The sequence below is a fragment of the Lacticaseibacillus camelliae DSM 22697 = JCM 13995 genome, from assembly GCF_001436615.1.
Taxonomy (GTDB): domain Bacteria; phylum Bacillota; class Bacilli; order Lactobacillales; family Lactobacillaceae; genus Lacticaseibacillus; species Lacticaseibacillus camelliae.
This window is the reverse complement of sequence record NZ_AYZJ01000059.1, coordinates 1-16,592: the sequence shown is the minus strand read 5'-3', so window position 1 is coordinate 16,592 and position 16,592 is coordinate 1. Positions and strand designations below refer to the sequence as shown.

At 54.9% G+C, this 16,592-nt stretch carries 19 protein-coding genes; 11 read left to right on the top strand and 8 right to left on the bottom strand.

All coding sequences use genetic code 11. The features are described from left to right. Nucleotides 1–87: 87 nt before the first annotated feature. The 5 genes from FC75_RS09275 to FC75_RS09260 all read right to left on the bottom strand — a co-directional run bounded on the left by FC75_RS09275 (nt 88) and on the right by FC75_RS09260 (nt 3,477). On the bottom strand, nt 88–741 hold the full coding sequence (locus FC75_RS09275; protein ID WP_054665502.1) for an MIP/aquaporin family protein: 654 nt from the start codon (nt 739–741) through the stop codon (nt 88–90). A 250-nt stretch (nt 742–991) separates the two neighbouring features. Next, a complete protein-coding gene (locus FC75_RS12805; RefSeq protein ID WP_162230953.1) occupies nt 992–1,102 on the bottom strand; it encodes a putative metal homeostasis protein in 111 nt (36 codons plus the stop codon). 14 nt (nt 1,103–1,116) lie between these two features. After that, the gene (gene rpsN, locus FC75_RS09270; RefSeq protein WP_054665499.1) at nt 1,117–1,386 is read right to left on the bottom strand and encodes a 30S ribosomal protein S14; all 270 of its coding nucleotides are present in this window, start codon (nt 1,384–1,386) and stop codon (nt 1,117–1,119) included. Nucleotides 1,387–1,433: 47 nt separating this feature from the next. Next, nucleotides 1,434–2,330 (bottom strand): metal ABC transporter solute-binding protein, Zn/Mn family, encoded by an 897-nt coding sequence (locus FC75_RS09265; RefSeq protein WP_056989724.1) that lies wholly within the window; start codon nt 2,328–2,330, stop codon nt 1,434–1,436. A 289-nt stretch (nt 2,331–2,619) separates the two neighbouring features. Next, nucleotides 2,620–3,477: a DUF805 domain-containing protein gene (locus FC75_RS09260; RefSeq protein WP_056989723.1), complete on the bottom strand. Its 858-nt coding sequence runs from the start codon at nt 3,475–3,477 to the stop codon at nt 2,620–2,622. A 681-nt stretch (nt 3,478–4,158) separates the two neighbouring features. Between FC75_RS09260 and FC75_RS12710 the strand changes: the two genes are divergently transcribed. After that, nucleotides 4,159–4,677 carry a hypothetical protein gene (locus tag FC75_RS12710; protein WP_054665492.1) on the top strand — a complete coding sequence of 173 codons (519 nt, stop codon included), beginning with the start codon at nt 4,159–4,161 and terminating at the stop codon, nt 4,675–4,677. 707 nt (nt 4,678–5,384) lie between these two features. On the opposite strand, the gene FC75_RS09245 is transcribed toward FC75_RS12710, so the two are convergent. Continuing rightward, nucleotides 5,385–5,975, bottom strand: coding sequence for a hypothetical protein (locus FC75_RS09245; protein WP_054665486.1), 591 nt, complete (start codon nt 5,973–5,975; stop codon nt 5,385–5,387). Nucleotides 5,976–6,360: 385 nt separating this feature from the next. On the opposite strand from FC75_RS09245, the gene FC75_RS12705 reads away from it, so the two are divergent. The 4 genes from FC75_RS12705 to FC75_RS09230 all read left to right on the top strand — a co-directional run bounded on the left by FC75_RS12705 (nt 6,361) and on the right by FC75_RS09230 (nt 7,950). Continuing rightward, nucleotides 6,361–6,564, top strand: coding sequence for a hypothetical protein (locus FC75_RS12705; RefSeq protein WP_156403607.1), 204 nt, complete (start codon nt 6,361–6,363; stop codon nt 6,562–6,564). Next, a complete protein-coding gene (locus tag FC75_RS09240) occupies nt 6,531–7,097 on the top strand; it encodes an ATP-binding cassette domain-containing protein (RefSeq protein WP_054665480.1) in 567 nt (188 codons plus the stop codon). The genes FC75_RS12705 and FC75_RS09240 overlap by 34 nt, the downstream gene beginning before the upstream one ends. A 164-nt stretch (nt 7,098–7,261) precedes the next feature. Then, nucleotides 7,262–7,459, top strand: a complete 198-nt coding sequence (locus tag FC75_RS09235) for a helix-turn-helix transcriptional regulator (RefSeq protein ID WP_054665476.1) — start codon at nt 7,262–7,264, stop codon at nt 7,457–7,459. Further along, on the top strand, nt 7,456–7,950 hold the full coding sequence (locus tag FC75_RS09230) for a DUF3278 domain-containing protein (RefSeq protein ID WP_056989721.1): 495 nt from the start codon (nt 7,456–7,458) through the stop codon (nt 7,948–7,950). The genes FC75_RS09235 and FC75_RS09230 overlap by 4 nt, the downstream gene beginning before the upstream one ends. Nucleotides 7,951–8,050: 100 nt before the next feature. Here FC75_RS09230 and FC75_RS09225 read toward each other — a convergent pair whose 3' ends face one another. Further along, nucleotides 8,051–8,989 carry an Rgg family transcriptional regulator gene (locus FC75_RS09225; protein WP_054665469.1) on the bottom strand — a complete coding sequence of 313 codons (939 nt, stop codon included), beginning with the start codon at nt 8,987–8,989 and terminating at the stop codon, nt 8,051–8,053. A gap of 91 nt (nt 8,990–9,080) precedes the next feature. Between FC75_RS09225 and FC75_RS09220 the strand changes: the two genes are divergently transcribed. The 5 genes from FC75_RS09220 (at nt 9,081) to FC75_RS09200 (ending at nt 13,807) form a co-directional block, all read left to right on the top strand. Continuing rightward, entirely contained in the window at nt 9,081–10,358 is a 1,278-nt protein-coding gene (locus FC75_RS09220; RefSeq protein WP_056989720.1) for an MFS transporter, read from the top strand. Nucleotides 10,359–10,500: 142 nt separating this feature from the next. Beyond that, a complete protein-coding gene (locus tag FC75_RS09215) occupies nt 10,501–10,782 on the top strand; it encodes a helix-turn-helix domain-containing protein (RefSeq protein ID WP_056989719.1) in 282 nt (93 codons plus the stop codon). 393 nt (nt 10,783–11,175) lie between these two features. Beyond that, nucleotides 11,176–12,099 (top strand): ribosome small subunit-dependent GTPase A, encoded by a 924-nt coding sequence (gene rsgA / locus FC75_RS09210; RefSeq protein WP_056989718.1) that lies wholly within the window; start codon nt 11,176–11,178, stop codon nt 12,097–12,099. A gap of 132 nt (nt 12,100–12,231) precedes the next feature. Continuing rightward, the gene (locus tag FC75_RS09205) at nt 12,232–12,885 is read left to right on the top strand and encodes a GNAT family N-acetyltransferase (protein WP_056989717.1); all 654 of its coding nucleotides are present in this window, start codon (nt 12,232–12,234) and stop codon (nt 12,883–12,885) included. 16 nt (nt 12,886–12,901) lie between these two features. Beyond that, nucleotides 12,902–13,807 carry a GNAT family N-acetyltransferase gene (locus FC75_RS09200; RefSeq protein WP_056989716.1) on the top strand — a complete coding sequence of 302 codons (906 nt, stop codon included), beginning with the start codon at nt 12,902–12,904 and terminating at the stop codon, nt 13,805–13,807. Between the two features lie 141 nt (nt 13,808–13,948). Here the strand turns inward: FC75_RS09200 and FC75_RS09195 are convergent, their stop codons facing one another. Continuing rightward, nucleotides 13,949–15,535: an ABC transporter ATP-binding protein gene (locus tag FC75_RS09195; RefSeq protein ID WP_054666364.1), complete on the bottom strand. Its 1,587-nt coding sequence runs from the start codon at nt 15,533–15,535 to the stop codon at nt 13,949–13,951. A gap of 69 nt (nt 15,536–15,604) precedes the next feature. On the opposite strand from FC75_RS09195, the gene FC75_RS09190 reads away from it, so the two are divergent. After that, a complete protein-coding gene (locus FC75_RS09190; RefSeq protein WP_056989715.1) occupies nt 15,605–16,525 on the top strand; it encodes a transcriptional regulator in 921 nt (306 codons plus the stop codon). Nucleotides 16,526–16,592 lie beyond the last annotated feature (67 nt).

Below are 16,592 nucleotides of genomic sequence, written 5' to 3'. Positions count from 1 at the left end.
AAGGAACCAGATATTGTTGTGGTAGAAAATTTGTCTAACTTTTCTATGGCACTTCAATTTGTCGACAGAGGCTTCATTGGTTTAATGTTAGTCTTCAGTATCCATCAGGTACTTGGACGCAAACGCGGCCAGGACCGCACCAACTTCTGGCGCCACAATGTAAAGCCAAAGGTGGGACAGCGCGGAACCGCCGGCAAAGATTGCCGGGCCGATCGAACGGGCCGGGTTCAAGGACGCGCCGGTCAGGTTGACGGAGAAGATGATCAGCAGCATCAGCGTGACCCCAATGGCGAGGCCCGCAAAGTTCCCTGCGCCGTGGTCATTTGAGGTAACGTTCAGGATGACGACCAAGAACAGGAAGGTCGCCAGGGCTTCAACGAAGAACGCCGCACCGACCGACAGCTTCGGGAAGTCGGTTTGTGCCATTTGGTTGCCTGGCAGCTTCAGCGCGTCAACGATGACACGGACGCAGGCGGAAGCCGCGATGGCACCAACGATTTGGGACACGATGTAGACCAGGCCCTCGCCGATCGAGGTGCGCCCGTTGACCATGAACGCAGTGGTGACGGCCGGATTGAAGTGCCCGCCAGTGACGTTGCCGAACGCGTATGCGGAAATCGTGATCGCCAGCCCAAAGCCGATCGCAATGGTCAACGCATCGCCCTTAGCAAACAATACGGCCCCGCTGCCGAGAAAGACCAGCAGGAAGGTCCCCATGAATTCAGAACAGATAGCTTTCAATGTAATTCCTCCAAAAATTTCGACCCTGGGAAAAATCATGATGGCAAGAAACTCAGCGCCGAAGCATTTTTTAACACAGTTATTATAACATAGCGATGCCTTTGTACAGGCTTTTGAGCCATTTTTAATTGCCAACAATCAGATAGCGGCCAGCCAAGATTTCTCAACCGGACCGCGTCAAAACGCGACGGCTGACGCCAGCAAAAAACCGCCAGCGTAAGGAACTCTCCTCACGCTGGCGGCACTGACTTTATTTAAGTTGCTTCTTGATCGTTTTCAAAGTCCGCAAGGCGCGTTTGCGCGTCTTGATGTTCGGGCTGTGCATTTGGCGCCGCGCGGTCGCCGCATCGGGTTTTGCCATGAGAACCTCCATAATTACCAGCTGGCTTTGCGCACGCCAGGGATTTGACCCTTGTGGGCAAGGTCGCGGAAGTTCAAACGGGACAGACCAAACTTGCGCATGTAGGCATGCGGCCGGCCGTCCAAGGTGTCGCGGTTGTGCAAGCGCACCGGACTGGAATCCTTAGGCAATTTCGCCAAACCGGCGTAATCACCCTTGGCCTTTAACTCCTTGCGGCGAGCCGCATACTTCGCTACCAACAGTTCCTGACGTTTTGCTTTTTCAATCTTAGATTTCTTAGCCAAACTCTGGTCTCCTTCTTATTTTTAATTAGCAAATCTATTGTAACACTTTAACGCCGATCCTGGATGGCTTCAAGCGCCTTGTATTGACGCGTCATCCAGCTGATATAGGTCTCGCCGCTTGGCATGGTTTCGGTGACTTTGAGGACCGGTACGCCGGACCGTTTTGCCAGCGCGACCATGTTGCTGACGGTCGGACTTTTGAACTGCGTATTCTGGACGAAAAACTTGATCTTCTTGCCCTTGATTGCCGCCAGCAGGTCGCGGATATCCTTGGGACTGGGATCGGTGCCGTCCTCGTTTGCCTTGGAAAAATGCTCATCCACGACTTTGTAGCCGAGGTAGTGCAATGCATTGTCAAACACTGGCTCGCTGACGGCAACGGCTTCGCCATGCGCCTTCGACCGCGTCTGGTCGATCAGCTTTGTCAGCGGCGTCAACTTTTTGATGTAGGCCTTCGCGTTTTGCTGGTACTCGGCCTTGTGCGCAGGGTCAACTTTGCCGTACCGATCGGCCAGGGCGTTCGCCATTTTGATCATCATTTTCGGCTTGTACCAGATGTGCTCGTTCTCGCCGTTGGCCACGCCGACGACCTTGGCCGCTGACACGACCTTGGCATCGGTGTTATTGGCGTCGACCAGTCGCGTCATCCAGCCGTCGTACCCGGCGCCGTTTTCCACGATGACATCGGCCTTGGCGACACTTTTGGCCACGTCGGTCGTCGGATCGTAGTCGTGCGGGTCGACGTCCGGATTATCGATCACCGAGGTCACCGTCCCGTGATTGCCGACGACGGCCTTCGCCACTTCGCCGTAAAAATTGACCGACGCAACCACGGTCAGCTTCTTGCTGCCGCTCGGTGTGGCACTGTGCCCGCTTGAACAGGCGGCCAGGCCGATGCCCATGGCGCCAACCACCAGCGCGGTGAGCCAATGCTTGAATTTCATAAAATGGGTTCCCCCTCGTTTTTGGCTAATCGTAATCGCTACGATTTACATTTAACAGTCTACCGAACGCACGCCTGACTTGTCAAGAAACAGTTGGTCCGAAACCCTGGCACACCGGCATTCATTACGATTTAGTTGGTGCTTAATCGTAACGGTTACTAAAAGCGACAGCTAGAAGAATATCATGCCGGCACTGCCGGGTCAACGAAAAAAGGTTTTTGCGACCAGTTAAAAACGCCTCATTCAACCGCACTGAATGAGACGCTATGATGAGCTTCTATACTCATCGTCAACTCGCTGAATCGGCTGAAAAATCACCCACCAGCTGGTCGATCACACCGCGCGCCGGCACGAATTGTAGGTGCGCCGGCCGGCTAGCGGCCCACTGTTCGGCGGTATACAGCCCCGTCCGCTGCTGCAAGGCCGCGGCATCCAGCCCCTGCGCATCGGCCCACGCCCACAACCTGCTGGCGCGATCCTGCATGGCCCGATTGATCGTCACACTTAACGCCGTCTCCCAAATCTGAAGCAACAGGATGCCGAACAGGAATGGCAAGTGCCCGGACAGGATGACGAACACCACCCCACCCAGGATGAGCAGCTCAAACAACATTTGGGCCTGCTGAAACCATTTCACGTTGAACCCGCGGGTGGTGAGCGTCACGGCTCGCCGGCTCGGCAGGCAGCAGATCGCCTCCTCAATCAGAATCAGCGCAACCGTTGCCCAGTTGATCGCCACCATCGCCTGATCACCGACGGCAGCCGGCGTCAAGCGCGAAAGGACGATCAATAGATTCATGATCAGGGAGAGCCAGCCCGGCACCCCCGCGTCACGGAAGCGCCGCATGCCCAGTGTCAATCCCGGCAAGAGGGTCACCGCAAAAACAAGAAAAGCCAGCAACAAAAAAGTGATGAGTGCGACCACTTGGCCACCGTGCATGGCACCGGTATTCCCGCTTTTCACCGCCGCCAGTGAGCCGAACATAGCAAACACCAGCGCACCGCCGACAATCGCCAGCACCAGCAGCGCCACGAGTTGCCACCACCAAAACTCTTTGCGTGAGCTGCGGCCCGTAAAGTTTCCAGTGTTCGCAAAAAAGGCCTTGATCGCGCGCAGTCCGCTGGCACCGTAGTATTGATTGCCCATGCGTATTGCCTCCGTTAACCCCATAAACCAATATCTCGGCACGCCGATTATCGCACGATTAGCAGGCGCTGTCATCAAAAACGTTTCAGGACACGCAAAGGGCACCATTTCTTGCGAAATGGTGTCCCCTGCCACCGTGGTTGCCCCGGTGGCTTTTTATTGCAGGGTTGCCCCTGCCTGCTATCCCCGTTGCGTTGCCGCTTCGGGTCGCTTGATTAAGTTAGGAAAGTGATAGCAGCATCCTGCCATGCGTCCTGAAAGGACCCCACACGTTCAGGTGTGGTCTTCATAGCCAACCGATCGGCGGCTCAGCATGCCGGGTCAACCCATGGCTTGGGTCGGATTGCCCGGTAGTTGGCGAGTGGTGCTGATGAGGTTGTTCCTTCCTCACCCACTCGCCATCCAAAGATAGTATTGCACACAATGTAACCGCTGTCAATATTTTCTTAGCAAAAAGCCAAATTTTTCTCTAGTCAGTTAGCATTGTCTGCCTCTCATTCAAAATACCATCAACAGATATTCAATTTTACCAGCCAATGATGCCTTGCCTGATGAAATATTGACAATAAAGAATGTAGGAATTACATTGGCAGCAGCGTGAGGACTATCCGCACTGCGTAACAGCGTCGCTACAGTCTTCGCCCGCATCATTGTCACTTCTTGAAAGAAGGTCGTGCGTGTATGAGAATTAAGATTCCAACTGATAAAATCGATTCTCATCAGTCTTTAGCTGATCGGCTGCGTTTTAGTGTACTGCCGACAAATTTGAAGTTTGATTCCAAGCAGTACCCTGATTCTTGGCGGATGGTGCTACCCAGGGACCTCTACTATCGAAAGGTAAAACCTGTCGATACCTATTTTTCTACTGCAGGGGTATCAATTTCCGATTCAAAACTAGAATCGCTCAACCTTCCTTACTCACAAATAAAGGAAGTTCAAATCGGCGCTGATGCCGCCAAGATGACATTCGGCGCTGCCTACACCGGAGACTACGCATTCAACTACTTCAACGCGGTCATTGTAATCATGCAAACAAACAATGTGCCCTACTTTTTGACCTTGCCCACCTTCAAATTCGTGCCGTCATTCATCGACTTTTTGAAGGCGCAGCAGGCTGCCGTTAGTGATCCGCTGGGAATTGCAGACCACCTGACCGACATTAACGACTACCTGAAGAAGCAAGCCTCGGCGAAATTGTAACTCACTGAAGAAACTGGACTTCTGACGCTATGACAACAAAGAGGCCTCGCCACATGGGAAAACCGCCAGAGATAAAAGAAATCCCTCAGCACTTGTTGTATAACATGTAGCAGTCGAGAATTGACCCTAATCGCACCACGTTTTAGAATACAGGCGTCTTTAAATGGAGCAAATAGGAAAGGACCCAATATTATGCACATTGGGGTTATATTACTTGGTGTTATCCTAATCATTATTGGCCTTCTTGAATTTGTTGAAGTCAAAAGAACGGTTCACAGAATCCAAACGGAAGGCGGTAAGGACACTTCGTCTTTTATTGGCTATGCCCTTTGGTCTGCTGTCGTCGTGGCCATATTTCTCGCTATTACTGGCGTCGCGGTCATCGTCCTATTCCATTAGCTCATAACCACAATCCTGCTTTGGTCATTAGCATTTTGGATGTGGAATTTTTTGGTGTGGTACTAGTATCGCCAGAGATCCTTGATTCCTTTCCGGATTTTTTAAACGTGAGTCGCAAAAACGCGTCCTGGGCTGAAACTAAACTCAGGGCGCGTGTCATTTTTCCAGATAGTTAAAGATCAAGTGACGCAGTGAAGTGTAGTCTAAGGTTGAATACAGAACATAATCATCGGATGAGAGCCTCGTATGCCGCTCAATAATGGTGTGAATCGCAGGCGCTGGCCCTTCATGTGCGAGAACCAATAATCTTAATGTGGCGTGACCGCTCTCAACTGGTATGCACCGGCAATGTTGTCCTCCGCAAGAAACGCGACCTCAGTGCCTTTAACCAGCTTCTCGTAACCATAGTCATTAATCGCCTTAGCCAGCTCTGGCTCGGTGTCCCCGTTATCAATCTCCTTAATGCCCAAAACGTCGTGAACAGGCAACTGCTGAGGGTGCTCGATTAGATACTTACCGGCGCGGCCACCAGAGACCCGCGTGTAAAAATCAAAATCAGCCCCCACCAGATGCAGGAAGGTCAGGTAAATTGGCGCGGTTTGCGAGAAACTGTACTCTTGCGCCTTAATCCTAGCTAAGAAGACATCCACTGTGGTTGGTGCCAAGGTCATCCAGGGTTTCCCATTACCCTTAATCGTGATTTGATTACCCTCAACGGCTAGCGTAATTCCTGTTGACAATGCGCCGATAACGCTGGTAAAGCTGCCGCGAGCAGGCAAACTCACATCACCATTGATCAGTTGCGTGGTGAATAAAGTCCGCCCGTTCAAAGCCGCGATCCCGTCTTTCGGCAACGTGCGAATTGCCGGTTGTGTCAGTGCTTCTTTCACTTTTTCCATTGTTACAGCCTCCCCCTTCAAGCAAATATCCCGTGTTCAACCCGAATACCCCCAGAGAAGTTAACTCCGGGCGACAACGATTACTACCATTGGTTTTCCCTCTATTCGCCATAAATTATAGACTCGTTAGTTGAAAGTGTAAGTACTTCCAAAGTCGTATTTTTATATTGCCCAACTGGTCGAAAGTACCCTTGCAGCGGCTTGTCTGTAAGTGATTGAGCCTACGTAGCCCCAAGGGTATAATGCAATAAAAGCGCTATCACCATTTTTCAAAGTTGCCCACCGCCTGGGCAGAAAGAGGTCAAGATGAGGATCTACCTGAACAACCAGATGCGTCAGAGCCTGATCGCCGTCTCCCGTTGGCGCGCCGATGGAAGTATTGTCGATGCTGCTGTATTACCGCCGCGAAGTCACCCCCATCGCGGAGCGCATGCAAGGTTACACGGATGTAAAAACGCCAGCACCCCAGCCGCTATGTCCGGCCAAAGTTGAGACGATCATTTTTGATTACTTCAGCCTGACCACCCCGGATAAACCCTTCTGCAGGATCACAATTTGGAGTTTGCGGCCAGCAAAAAGTACCTGCTGATGGGCAAAAGCGGCGCCGGTAAGTCCACCTTGATCCGGGCAATTACGCGGGTCAATATCGGCGCGCAAACTGGCCGACTGCTGATCAACGGTGATCCCACCGCTAAGTTTGCCAGCATCAAGCTGGTCACGCAGGCACCGGCGGTCTTCAACGCCAGCCTGGCCGATAACCTGTTCATGGGCCTGCCTGTTGATGATGCCAAGCTCAGACAGCTCATTGACCTGCTGGAACTGGACGAACTCGTGAGACGCTACGGTGAAGACGCCGATTTGGTCGAGGAAGACCTATCCGGCGGCGAAAAACAGCGGCTTGCGCTCGGCCGCGCTTTGCTGACAAAACCTGATGTCCTGTTGCTGGACGAATTCAACTCGGCGCTTGATGCAAGGCTCAGCCAAAAGCTTGAAACATATGTTCTTGGTCTACCATGCATGATTTTTTCGGTCATGCATCACCTAGATCAAACGCTCCTTCCTCGCTACAATGAAATCATCACCCTCCGCGAAGGCCGGGTCGCTGGGGTCAAAGCACCATAGCCGCGCTGCATCTCTTACTTTATCGGACTGTCACTTAGGGGCATTTTTCGCTCAAAGTGACCGTCCGTTTTTTAATTTTCTGTCATTTATAGTTGACACAATTATAAACGGGAAGTACATTATACATGACATTAAGTCAATTATACATGACAGGAGGCGAGTCCTTGAATCGAGTGCGGCAGTACCGCCAGCTGCAAGGTATTTCGCAGTTGGCATTGGCGCAACAAATTGATGTGGCGCGCCAAACCATTAATCTCATCGAAAACAACAAATACAACCCGTCACTGGACCTGTGCTTAAAACTCGCCTGGGCCCTGAAAACGGACCTGAACACCCTGTTCTGGGAGGAGGAGTCAAAATGAAAAAAACGTGGATGGACCGCTTCGTGATTTTCTGGTGGGGAATTAAGCAGCCTTACGACGAGCACGCCCGCGCAGAGGTCGGGCGCATCTCAACCATTTCGCTGTTGTTATTGATCATCACAGAATTTTTAGTCCTGATGATTCAGGCCATCTTTAACATTAGTTGGCTGAACGTCGTCGCACTGCTCATCCTACTGATTGCCATGGTTGGCGTGAGCGTAGCAATCAAGAAGGCAGGGCTCACAGCGATTGAAACGACGCGCGCCAACCGACGGCAAGCCCTACGTCAAGTGAAGCGAGACGCGGTCCAGTACGGCCTGATCTTCGGCTTCGTCTTTGCCTGTATGAAGATCCTCCTCGACGCCACCGCGGGCGATCCCGTGGAATGGATTTACGCGCTGGTCACGGGCGGCGTGGGCGGCATCATTTATGGCCTCGGGACCTATCAAAACGAAAAGAAGCAGATGCACGTCTTACCAGATGATGAATGATGCTCTAAAGCCAAAACAGGTCAACCCAGTCAGACAAAAACTTGTCTAGCTGAGTTGGCCCGTTTTGATTGCGCGCTGTTCTGCAATGCTGCAGCTTCCATCAGAACTGTGAATAAAGGAAAATTGGATTAGTCGGCGGATCCGCCTTCAGTGAGCTCAGGATATCGTTAAAGTCATTGGCCCACTGACTGAGTCCTAGCTCCGAAAACTGCTTAATGACGTGCTCGCAAGTCGCGATGCCAGTTTCTCGTTTACCCAGTTTGATTTGGACCCAGCCGTTGAAGAACTCGATGGCAAAGACCTGGTTGGCGTTGCGTTTTTCCAGCGAATTCATCATCTTCATCACTTGCACCGCGGCATCCATCTCCTCACGGGCCATCAGGCTGGTCAACGCGGCCACTGCGAGTTGAAGATCAATTTGTTCATGACTGGGACTGCGCTTGAGGACGCGGCTTCGTTTTAGCCCAATTCGCAATAGCCGCACCATCATTTCCGGACCCAACGCCGGGGTAAACGCAATGAATAGATAACATTCATAAACACCCCAATTGTCGACCTGCTGAAGGTAGTGGGTAATTGGTGCCTGAGCTCGGGTCAGGGTTTTGTTATCGATTGGCTTCTGCAAAATCGCGTTCATTGTCTGGTAGAACAGCCAGATGAAGTGATTTTTGCGCGTCGGCTTACTGCGGCATGCGGCCTCGGCACCGGCAATATGGCGATCTAGCTCTGCCCCTACTGAGACATGACTGATATCAAAGAAAAAGGCCATAAAGGGAATGTTAGCCTGCATGCGAGCCAATGGATAATCCTCCAAGGTTTCCGGATCCATTGTCGCCTCGCGCATCCCCAGCAGAAACTCTTCAATCGCCACATTCAGCGCATTCAGCAGCGCGGTGAACCGGCTGACCGTGATGTCACTTTGCCCGCGCTCGAACCGCGAAATAAAACCTTCCGTCAGCCCGGTATCCGCGGCCAGCTCGGCCAGGGTCACGTTCTTGCTTTGCCGCAGCTTCCGAAAATACGGCCCGTATTTTTGCATGCGCTCAGCTCCTTTTGCATATATGCATATTCTGACCGGGACGACCTCTTCTGTCAACTATGCTTGGGCCATCAGAAAAGAGGTCATCCCCATGAAAGAATATCTTGCGAATCACCAGTTCCGCGCACTGGCTAATTCCGATTTTCTCAGCGCCATCGGTTCCGTTCTATTCAACCTAGTCTTCCTGATCTACGCGCAGACGCTGCCGTTCAAAACGCTGGCTCTGTCGCTGGTGTCGATCATCAACCTGCTGCCAACACTGTTCCTGATCCTAAACGGATACTGGGCGGATCACACCGACCCGCGCCGCCGCTTCAAGCTGGTGGTCGGACTGCGCGTCGTGCAAGGCCTGCTGTACGTGGGACTAGCCTTCCTGATCCGCCAGCCGGGCACCCTGCTCATCTTCGGGCTCCTACTGGCCATCAACTTCAGCTCCGACCTGATCGCCAACTTCACCTCCGGCCTGCTGCTGCATTACGAGAAAACATTCATCAAGCAGGACGCGTACGCCAGCGCCATGGGCTTCAGCAGCGGCATTCGCAACGTGATCTCCATGGTCTTCCAAGCGTTCGGCGCGAGCCTGATTCTCATCTTGCACAACAACTTCGCTCTGTTCGGCTTGATCAACGCCATCAGCTTCATGCTTGCCGGCGTCGTGCTCTGGCATGACCGCCACGCCTTTACCCAGGCGGATACCAACGAGCACGCCAAAATGGTCCAGGCCCCGGCCGCACCTGCCGAAAACGTTAAGACCGGGATCTTCCGCGCCTTCGCCTTGCTTTACGAGGAAAAACCCATCTTCGCCATGGTTTTCCTGGCCATGGGCGTGAACACCCTTGGCACCTCAATGGACGGCCTCACCTCAGTCCTCCTAGCTAATACCAAAGCGCTTTGGCTCGGCACTTTTGGGACGACCGTGGCGGCGGTCAACATCGTGGGCGCGCTGTCGATCACCCTGGCGGCACTGTTCATGCATGACGGCTTACAACGCGTTCCGCTGGCCGCCTTGACCGGCATCACGATGGGGTCGCTTCTCATCTTTGCCATCAACATGGTGTGGTGGCAGCAGCCGGCGATCATGCTCGCCAGCATGGTCATCGCAAGTTATCCCATCGGCAAGATCAATCCGCGCCTACAGGGCATGATTATGGGTAAGATCGACGACCAGCACTTGGCCGCGACCTCGTCTGTGATCGACACTGCTTCTTTGGTTGGCGCACCGCTGGGTACCGTGATTTTCCTTGGCATCGCCAACCTCAGTTCACCGCAAACCGCCTGGATCGTCTTTGGTGGCTGCGCGGCACTCATGGTCATCGCCGCCACACTGTGCGCCGTCAAATGGCCGGACACCGAGGCAGTGGCAGCCTAACTCGTATGCTTTCTCTCTGGGATTCATAAGCCCGGTGGCAGACTTATTTGGTTTGAGCAAAAGTCCTCTGGTTTTGCCTCTGATGATATATATGCTATCATGTTCACATGGAAAAACCTGAATTCAAAAGTGGGGACAATCAATGACAGCCAAAACTACCAAAATTAGTGACATGATCGATGAGAACCTCAAAAATCCAGAATTTAAAGAGGAATATGAAAAGCAGATGGCGTTACTGGAAAGCGCCGCTGCGATTATGCAAGCTCGCGAAGCTGCAGGCGTCACACAGCGTGAGCTGGCGCAGCGCTCTGGCGTCCCACAAGCCACCATCGCCCGCATCGAACGAGGGGCAAACACTAGCGTCGCAACGATGACAAAAATTGCTATGGCGCTAGGGAAAAAAGTAAAGATTGAAATTGTATAAAACTAATCTTTAGTCATTTAAACAGATAATGTGAGAAGTCCGGTGCCTCAAAAAATCTGACGAGGTTGACCAGTTGGCCTGATGATCACGTAGGCGCCGGATGATCATTCAGAACATAATTGCCGCGATTGGCCAATATGCGCTTTTTATTGACACTGCTAAACTCAAGTTATATGCTTAGCCCATCAAAAATAAAATCTTCACAAGGAGGCAACCCATGATGACAAACTTTAAGACGGTAACATCGCAAAGTTTAATCGTGACGCGTCGGCTGACGCATAGCCTCCCTGGGAACAAGCTCTAAAGTACTAAACTCCGCCTCTGAAGGACCTTGCAGCAAGCCGACTCGTGTTGGCTTGCTTTTTTGTGCCAAGATTCTTTGGAGGCTTTCATTTGATAAAAACTGATTCAACTGTTCTTCGTGGCCAGGTCTCATTTCAGGCCCAGGACCGTTTTGACTTACTTGTTGACGGTGAGACACTGCCGGCAACGCTCAGCGGCAATTTTCGCCGCACGCTTAAGCAGCAACACACCCAACTGGTGGTCGGCGACTGGGTGAGCGGCACGCTGCAAGCCGGCAGCATGCGCATCACAGCGATGCAGCCGCGCACCAGCCTGCTGACCCGTAGCACGTCGAGCCGTTTTCGCGAGTCCGGCGGCCAGGCCATCGCCGCGAATCTGACCACAGTCGTGATCGTCACCAGCGCCAACCACGACTTCAACCTCGAACGCTTGCGCCGCTACCACGCAATTGCCACGGTCAGCCGCGCCCAGCCGGCATTTTTGATCACAAAAACGGATCTCATAAGCGACGCTGCCTTGGCCAAACTGAACGACCAGCTCACCGCGACCTTCCCAGGAACCTCGGTGTACACGCTCGGCGCTGATCAGGAACCGGCCGTGAAGCTGGCGGAGCTGCTTCAGCCCGACGCGTGCCTAGCACTCATCGGTTCGTCCGGCGTCGGTAAGTCCACCCTGGTCGGCAAGCTGACCGGCGAGGCCCTGTTCACCAAAACCATCCGGCAAGATGACGCTCACGGCCGCCACGCGACGACCAATCGCCGCCTGTTCGTCCTGCGCACCGGGACGCGGCTCATTGATACCCCGGGCATGCGGGCGGTGGGCGTGGCCGCGGCCAGTGCCGGGTTTGCCGCGCAGTTCGCGCCGCTCGAGGCCCTCGCGGCCAACTGCAAGTTCCGCAACTGCCGCCACGTCAGCGAGCCGGGCTGCGCGGTCAAGGCCGCGGTGCAGGCGGGCACACTGCCTGAGGCCACTTACCAGGCCTACCTGAAGTATCAAGCAAAGGCGGCGCGTTAATATGCGCCTCAACCAATATTTTCTACGCCACTGGCGCATGGGGCTGCTGGGACCCACCGTCAGCTTAATCAGGTATAATAAAAATATTAATTTGGCCGGCTCAAGCGGTCAGCCACCAGTCAGGAGATACTTATGAAAATCAGGCCCTACCAACCCGCCGATGAACGAGCCTACCTCAACACCGTCGCGCTGGCCTACATGCACTCCCAGTTCCGTGATCAAATCAGCGACCAGCGCGATGCGTTCGGCGAGGCGGACGGCTACCGCACTGTGATTTCGCTTGTTGCGACCATGGACGGTCTCGTCGTCGGTGCCATCGACGCGGGCGTCTTTAATGACGACCGCGTCAAGCATGATCTCTACGTGCAGCATCAAGGCCGCGGCAGCTACATCGAAGTGTTTGCCGTGAGCCCTTCTGCGCAAGGGCAAGGCCTTGCGCGGACGCTGCTTAAGGCCTGCCTGACTAAGTTGAAAACCGCCGGTGCCGATTTTGTCGAGATCTTTACCCGCAGCGATGCAGCCGCCAACGGCCTGTACCAGAGCCTCGGGGCGCGGGAGATCGCGCATAACTGGCGGGCGCTGGCCACGCCGAAAAGCTACCAGGCCCCCAAGGCCAAATGGGCGCTGGACGCGGGCACCCAGGAGCTGGTTCTCACGGCAGCGGCCGGGCGCGTCGAAGCCTTGCCGCAGTACCCGCAGTGGGTCACCTTTTTCACCGAGGCGGCCATGGCCGACTACATTATCGCCGAATCGTATCGCGAACGCACCTACTTGCTGAAGTTATAAACCGAAAGAACACACCATGATGCAAATCACTCAAACCCCAACGCTGACCAAGGCCCAAACCGCGGCGGCCAAAGCCTTGATCAAGGCGACGCAGGCCGTGGACGGCACGCACCGTGATCCGTACCTCGAGAACGACTTGAACTTCGATCAGACCATGCCAGCCTTTTTCCTCGCCGAAGCCGTGGGGCAACCGATCGGCCTGCTGACGCTGTATGCCGATGACGCCCCAGGGCCAGGCGGCGTGGTGGACGTCAGTATCCACGTGCTGCCGGAATACCGCAGGCAAGGCGTTGCCACTGCGCTGTGGCAGGCGGCAAGGAAAGTATTGCAGACCGCTGGCTATCAAAAATGTGAATATGCGACCGAAGCCGCTTTTCTTACCAGTCATCCCCAATTCCTTGAGCAGACGCAACTAGTAAAAGATCCCGCCAGTGAAATTGGTCTGATAGCGCCTGCCGGCAGCGGCAAAGCCACCGATGATGTGCTCACAGTCGCCCCGCTGACCAGCAGCGACATTGAAACCCTCCTACCGCTGTATATGGAGGCCTTCGCAGACGAATCCGGGACTGACGAAGACCAGGCGCGACGCTACCTTGAAGTCGCTCGGACTGACCCGGCGGTCGCCTCGTTTGTCTGCCACTACCAAGGCCAGCCCATCGGCTACTGTGCGGTAGATTTGGACGACTACGACTACTTTTACGGGCTGTTTATTGCCAAAGACTATCGCAATCAGGGGGTTGGCAGCCGCTTCATCCAACTGATGATGGGCCAGCTCTCGGCTACGCGCCACAAGGACTTCCGCCTCGACGTCGACAGCGACAACCTCGCCGCCTACCACGTTTACCGCAAGGCGGGATTCAAGCCGCTGACCGAGTCCTTTTACCTCAGTGCGCCGACTGGCCGCTGGGCGCTTAGGGATTAACCTCAAGCGTTACCCATGTGCGGCCGCAACAAAATTGCCGGCCTCCAGATCTGGAGACTGGCAATTTTTTAGAGACGGAAAAATTTGCTATAGAAGATGATTACAATAAATCGATTCACGACCCCCTGCACGCAGGTCGACTCAACTCATCTTCGCCAGAGTATGTGCTGCCGTCAACTGATAATGCAGCACGTGATCCGTTTGCAGCTGTTGGTCGTCGAAGTGGTGCGCAGCCTCAATGATGGTGTTCGGCAAATGATAGATCAAATTGCGGATTTGCTTGGCGTTTTGGTCGTCCAGCCCAGCCGTGATCTCGTCCAGCAGCATGACCGGGCGCTTCCGCAACAGCCCTCGGGCAAGCGCCAGGCGTTGAAGCTGGCCGCCAGAAATGCTGGCCTGATCAGGCGCGATGACACGGTCCAGCGGCTCATCCCCGAGCTCTGTGGTCAGACCCACTTGGCCCAACGCAGCCAGCAGCGCGTCATCGGTGAACGTTTGGCCCAGCGTCAGATTTTCCCGTACGGTACCAGCAAAGACCCACGGCGTTTGGTTGATGTACGTCGTTTTCGCCGGCGCTGGCGCTTCACCATCCACTAGGACGCGCCCACCCGTGGGCTGCTGCCAGCCGCCAAGCACGCGCAGCAGCGTTGACTTGCCGCTGCCCGAGGGACCAGACACCAGCAGTTTGGTGCCAGGAGTCAGCGCCAGGTCAGTTGCGGCGAGAATCGGCTGGTCGCCATAGGCAATGGTCAAGCGCTGAACGTCGATCTGGCCTTCGCCGTGCGTCGGTGTGCGCTGGCTCAGCAGCGGCGTGGGCGCTTGCGGCAGGCGGCGTAACTCGCGCGTGCCGGTCAGCTGGCTCCAGTACTGAATCAGCATGCGAATATTCATGGTGACGTGATCGACCGACAGCAGCAGGGTCAACAGCACGCTGATGGTAACGCCAAAGCCGCCCACATGGATCAGCCAAAAGCCGATGGCCAGCGGGCCGATCAGCGTCAGCACGGTTAGCATCCAGTTGCCGTACTGCACGCGCAGCTGGCCATTCGTCTGCTGCTGAAGCCGTTTTTCACTGACGGCCAGCCGCTGCTTCACCCGGACGAAAAAGCTGCCCGCCGCTTGGTACTGGACCAAATCGCCGCGGCCTTCAAGCCAGTCGCTACCGGCGGCCAATGTGGCGGCATTGGCAGTGCTCCACCGTTTACCCAGCGCCGCCAGCTTGGTCTGGCCAAACAGCATCGGCACCATCGTCAGCGCGGAAAAGGCGATGCTGATGAGTCCCATCATCCAATTGGTCACCAAAACGAATAAGGCGGCCGTAATGGCGCCAAAACCGGCGGACAAGATCGCGAGGATGACCTCAAAATAGCGACCTTGAATCTGCGCGGCATCGTTGGTCAGGCGATTGAGCCCGGCCGAAGGGGCCTCGCTCGTCTCGAAGCTGACCGTCAGCAGCGTTTCTTTCAGTGCAATGTTCAGACGCCTGAGCGCATCTTGAATCAGCAGCTGAAAAATAAACAAGCAGGTGTACGTCCCGGCATACGCGACCAGCGCCTGGCCCAGATACTGATAACGCTGGACGGTCGTCGCCTGCGTGAGGCTTGGCAGCCGGCCCAGCACGAACCCGTTCAACACGCCTTCAAAACTCCCCAGTAAAGCAAATATAAGCAATAATCCAATTTCCCCGTGCGGCAGTCGGTGCAGCACCCATTTTACGTTGATCATCATCTGAACCACGTCCTTCCATGTTGCCAGTGTATCTGGTACACTGAGCGCAACGTGAAAGAGGTGACAGAAGTGGCAGGAGAAGTTGGTAAGCTATTGCGGGCCGTGCGCCTGGGCCAGGGCATGCCACAGGCGCGCCTGTATGATGGCCTGCTCAGCCAGCGCCAGGCGATCCGGCTCGAATCAGCCCACAATGACCTCAAGGCGGAGCTGCTGTTTCCCATTCTGCAGCGGCTGCACCTGTCGGCCGATGAATTCGCCGCGCTGCTCGAGCATGAGCGCGGCGTGGCGCTGGCTGAGGCTAAGCCGCTGCCGCCGGTGCTGGCCAAGGCCTTGGCCGAGTACACCGCCTGGGGCGACTGGCCGTTGACAGAGGCGGAACGCACAGCGATCACTCGGTACGCGCTGACCGCCCCGGTAACGACGCTCGCCCAGATCGAAGCGATGATTCCGTTGATCCCGGTTCTTCCTGAGCAGGCGGAGAAAATCTGGCGGCGGCTGCAGGTTTTTCAGGGCTTGCCACGCTATGAGCAGCTGGCCAGTTCGTGGTGCCACACCCGTCTGTTCACGCTGTTGTTCATGGGTCGGCAAAAGGCCGCAAGTCAAGTCATCAGCCGCTGGCAGACCCTCTCCGACTTGCCTGGTGACGCCAAACAGGTCCGGCTATTCATGACCAAGCTGACCGCCGCGCTGCCAGACGCCAACGCCGTGTATGCAGCGACCGATCCGCTAATCACCGCCTGGCGCAGCTTCAATGAGCCCGTCATGGCGGACGGCATGATTGACAATCGGCGGCACATCCTGAGCGGCTTCAACGTCCATGACGCGTGGCGCGATCAGGAAATTGGGGCGGTGGCGAGGCTGCTGAAGGCAATGCCAAAAGCTGCCCTGGCGGAGCTAGACACGCCCGCCTACCTCGCCAAGTTTCCCGGCTTAAATGAGGCACTGGCGCAGCGCCACGCCACCCTGGATGATTTTCTCGAAGCCAGATAAAACAAAAGCGGCCCCTCAATTTTCAAGTCAAGTGCAACGATGATAACGAATCCTTGATAGTGGTCTA

Bases quoted from the DNA above. Each gene is read 5' to 3' on its own strand.
- FC75_RS09260 (WP_056989723.1), bottom strand. From the start codon at position 3,477: ATGGGCAATCAATACTACGGTGCCAGCGGACTGCGCGCGATCAAGGCC.
- FC75_RS09205 (WP_056989717.1), top strand. From the start codon at position 12,232: ATGAAAATCAGGCCCTACCAACCCGCCGATGAACGAGCCTACCTCAAC.
- FC75_RS09265 (WP_056989724.1), bottom strand. From the start codon at position 2,330: ATGAAATTCAAGCATTGGCTCACCGCGCTGGTGGTTGGCGCCATGGGC.
- FC75_RS09195 (WP_054666364.1), bottom strand. From the start codon at position 15,535: ATGATGATCAACGTAAAATGGGTGCTGCACCGACTGCCGCACGGGGAA.
- FC75_RS09220 (WP_056989720.1), top strand. From the start codon at position 9,081: ATGAAAGAATATCTTGCGAATCACCAGTTCCGCGCACTGGCTAATTCC.
- FC75_RS12705 (WP_156403607.1), top strand. From the start codon at position 6,361: ATGCTGCTGTATTACCGCCGCGAAGTCACCCCCATCGCGGAGCGCATG.
- FC75_RS12805 (WP_162230953.1), bottom strand. From the start codon at position 1,102: ATGGCAAAACCCGATGCGGCGACCGCGCGGCGCCAAATGCACAGCCCG.
- FC75_RS09200 (WP_056989716.1), top strand. From the start codon at position 12,902: ATGATGCAAATCACTCAAACCCCAACGCTGACCAAGGCCCAAACCGCG.
- FC75_RS09225 (WP_054665469.1), bottom strand. From the start codon at position 8,989: ATGCAAAAATACGGGCCGTATTTTCGGAAGCTGCGGCAAAGCAAGAAC.
- FC75_RS12710 (WP_054665492.1), top strand. From the start codon at position 4,159: ATGAGAATTAAGATTCCAACTGATAAAATCGATTCTCATCAGTCTTTA.
- FC75_RS09215 (WP_056989719.1), top strand. From the start codon at position 10,501: ATGACAGCCAAAACTACCAAAATTAGTGACATGATCGATGAGAACCTC.
- FC75_RS09245 (WP_054665486.1), bottom strand. From the start codon at position 5,975: ATGGAAAAAGTGAAAGAAGCACTGACACAACCGGCAATTCGCACGTTG.
- FC75_RS09230 (WP_056989721.1), top strand. From the start codon at position 7,456: ATGAAAAAAACGTGGATGGACCGCTTCGTGATTTTCTGGTGGGGAATT.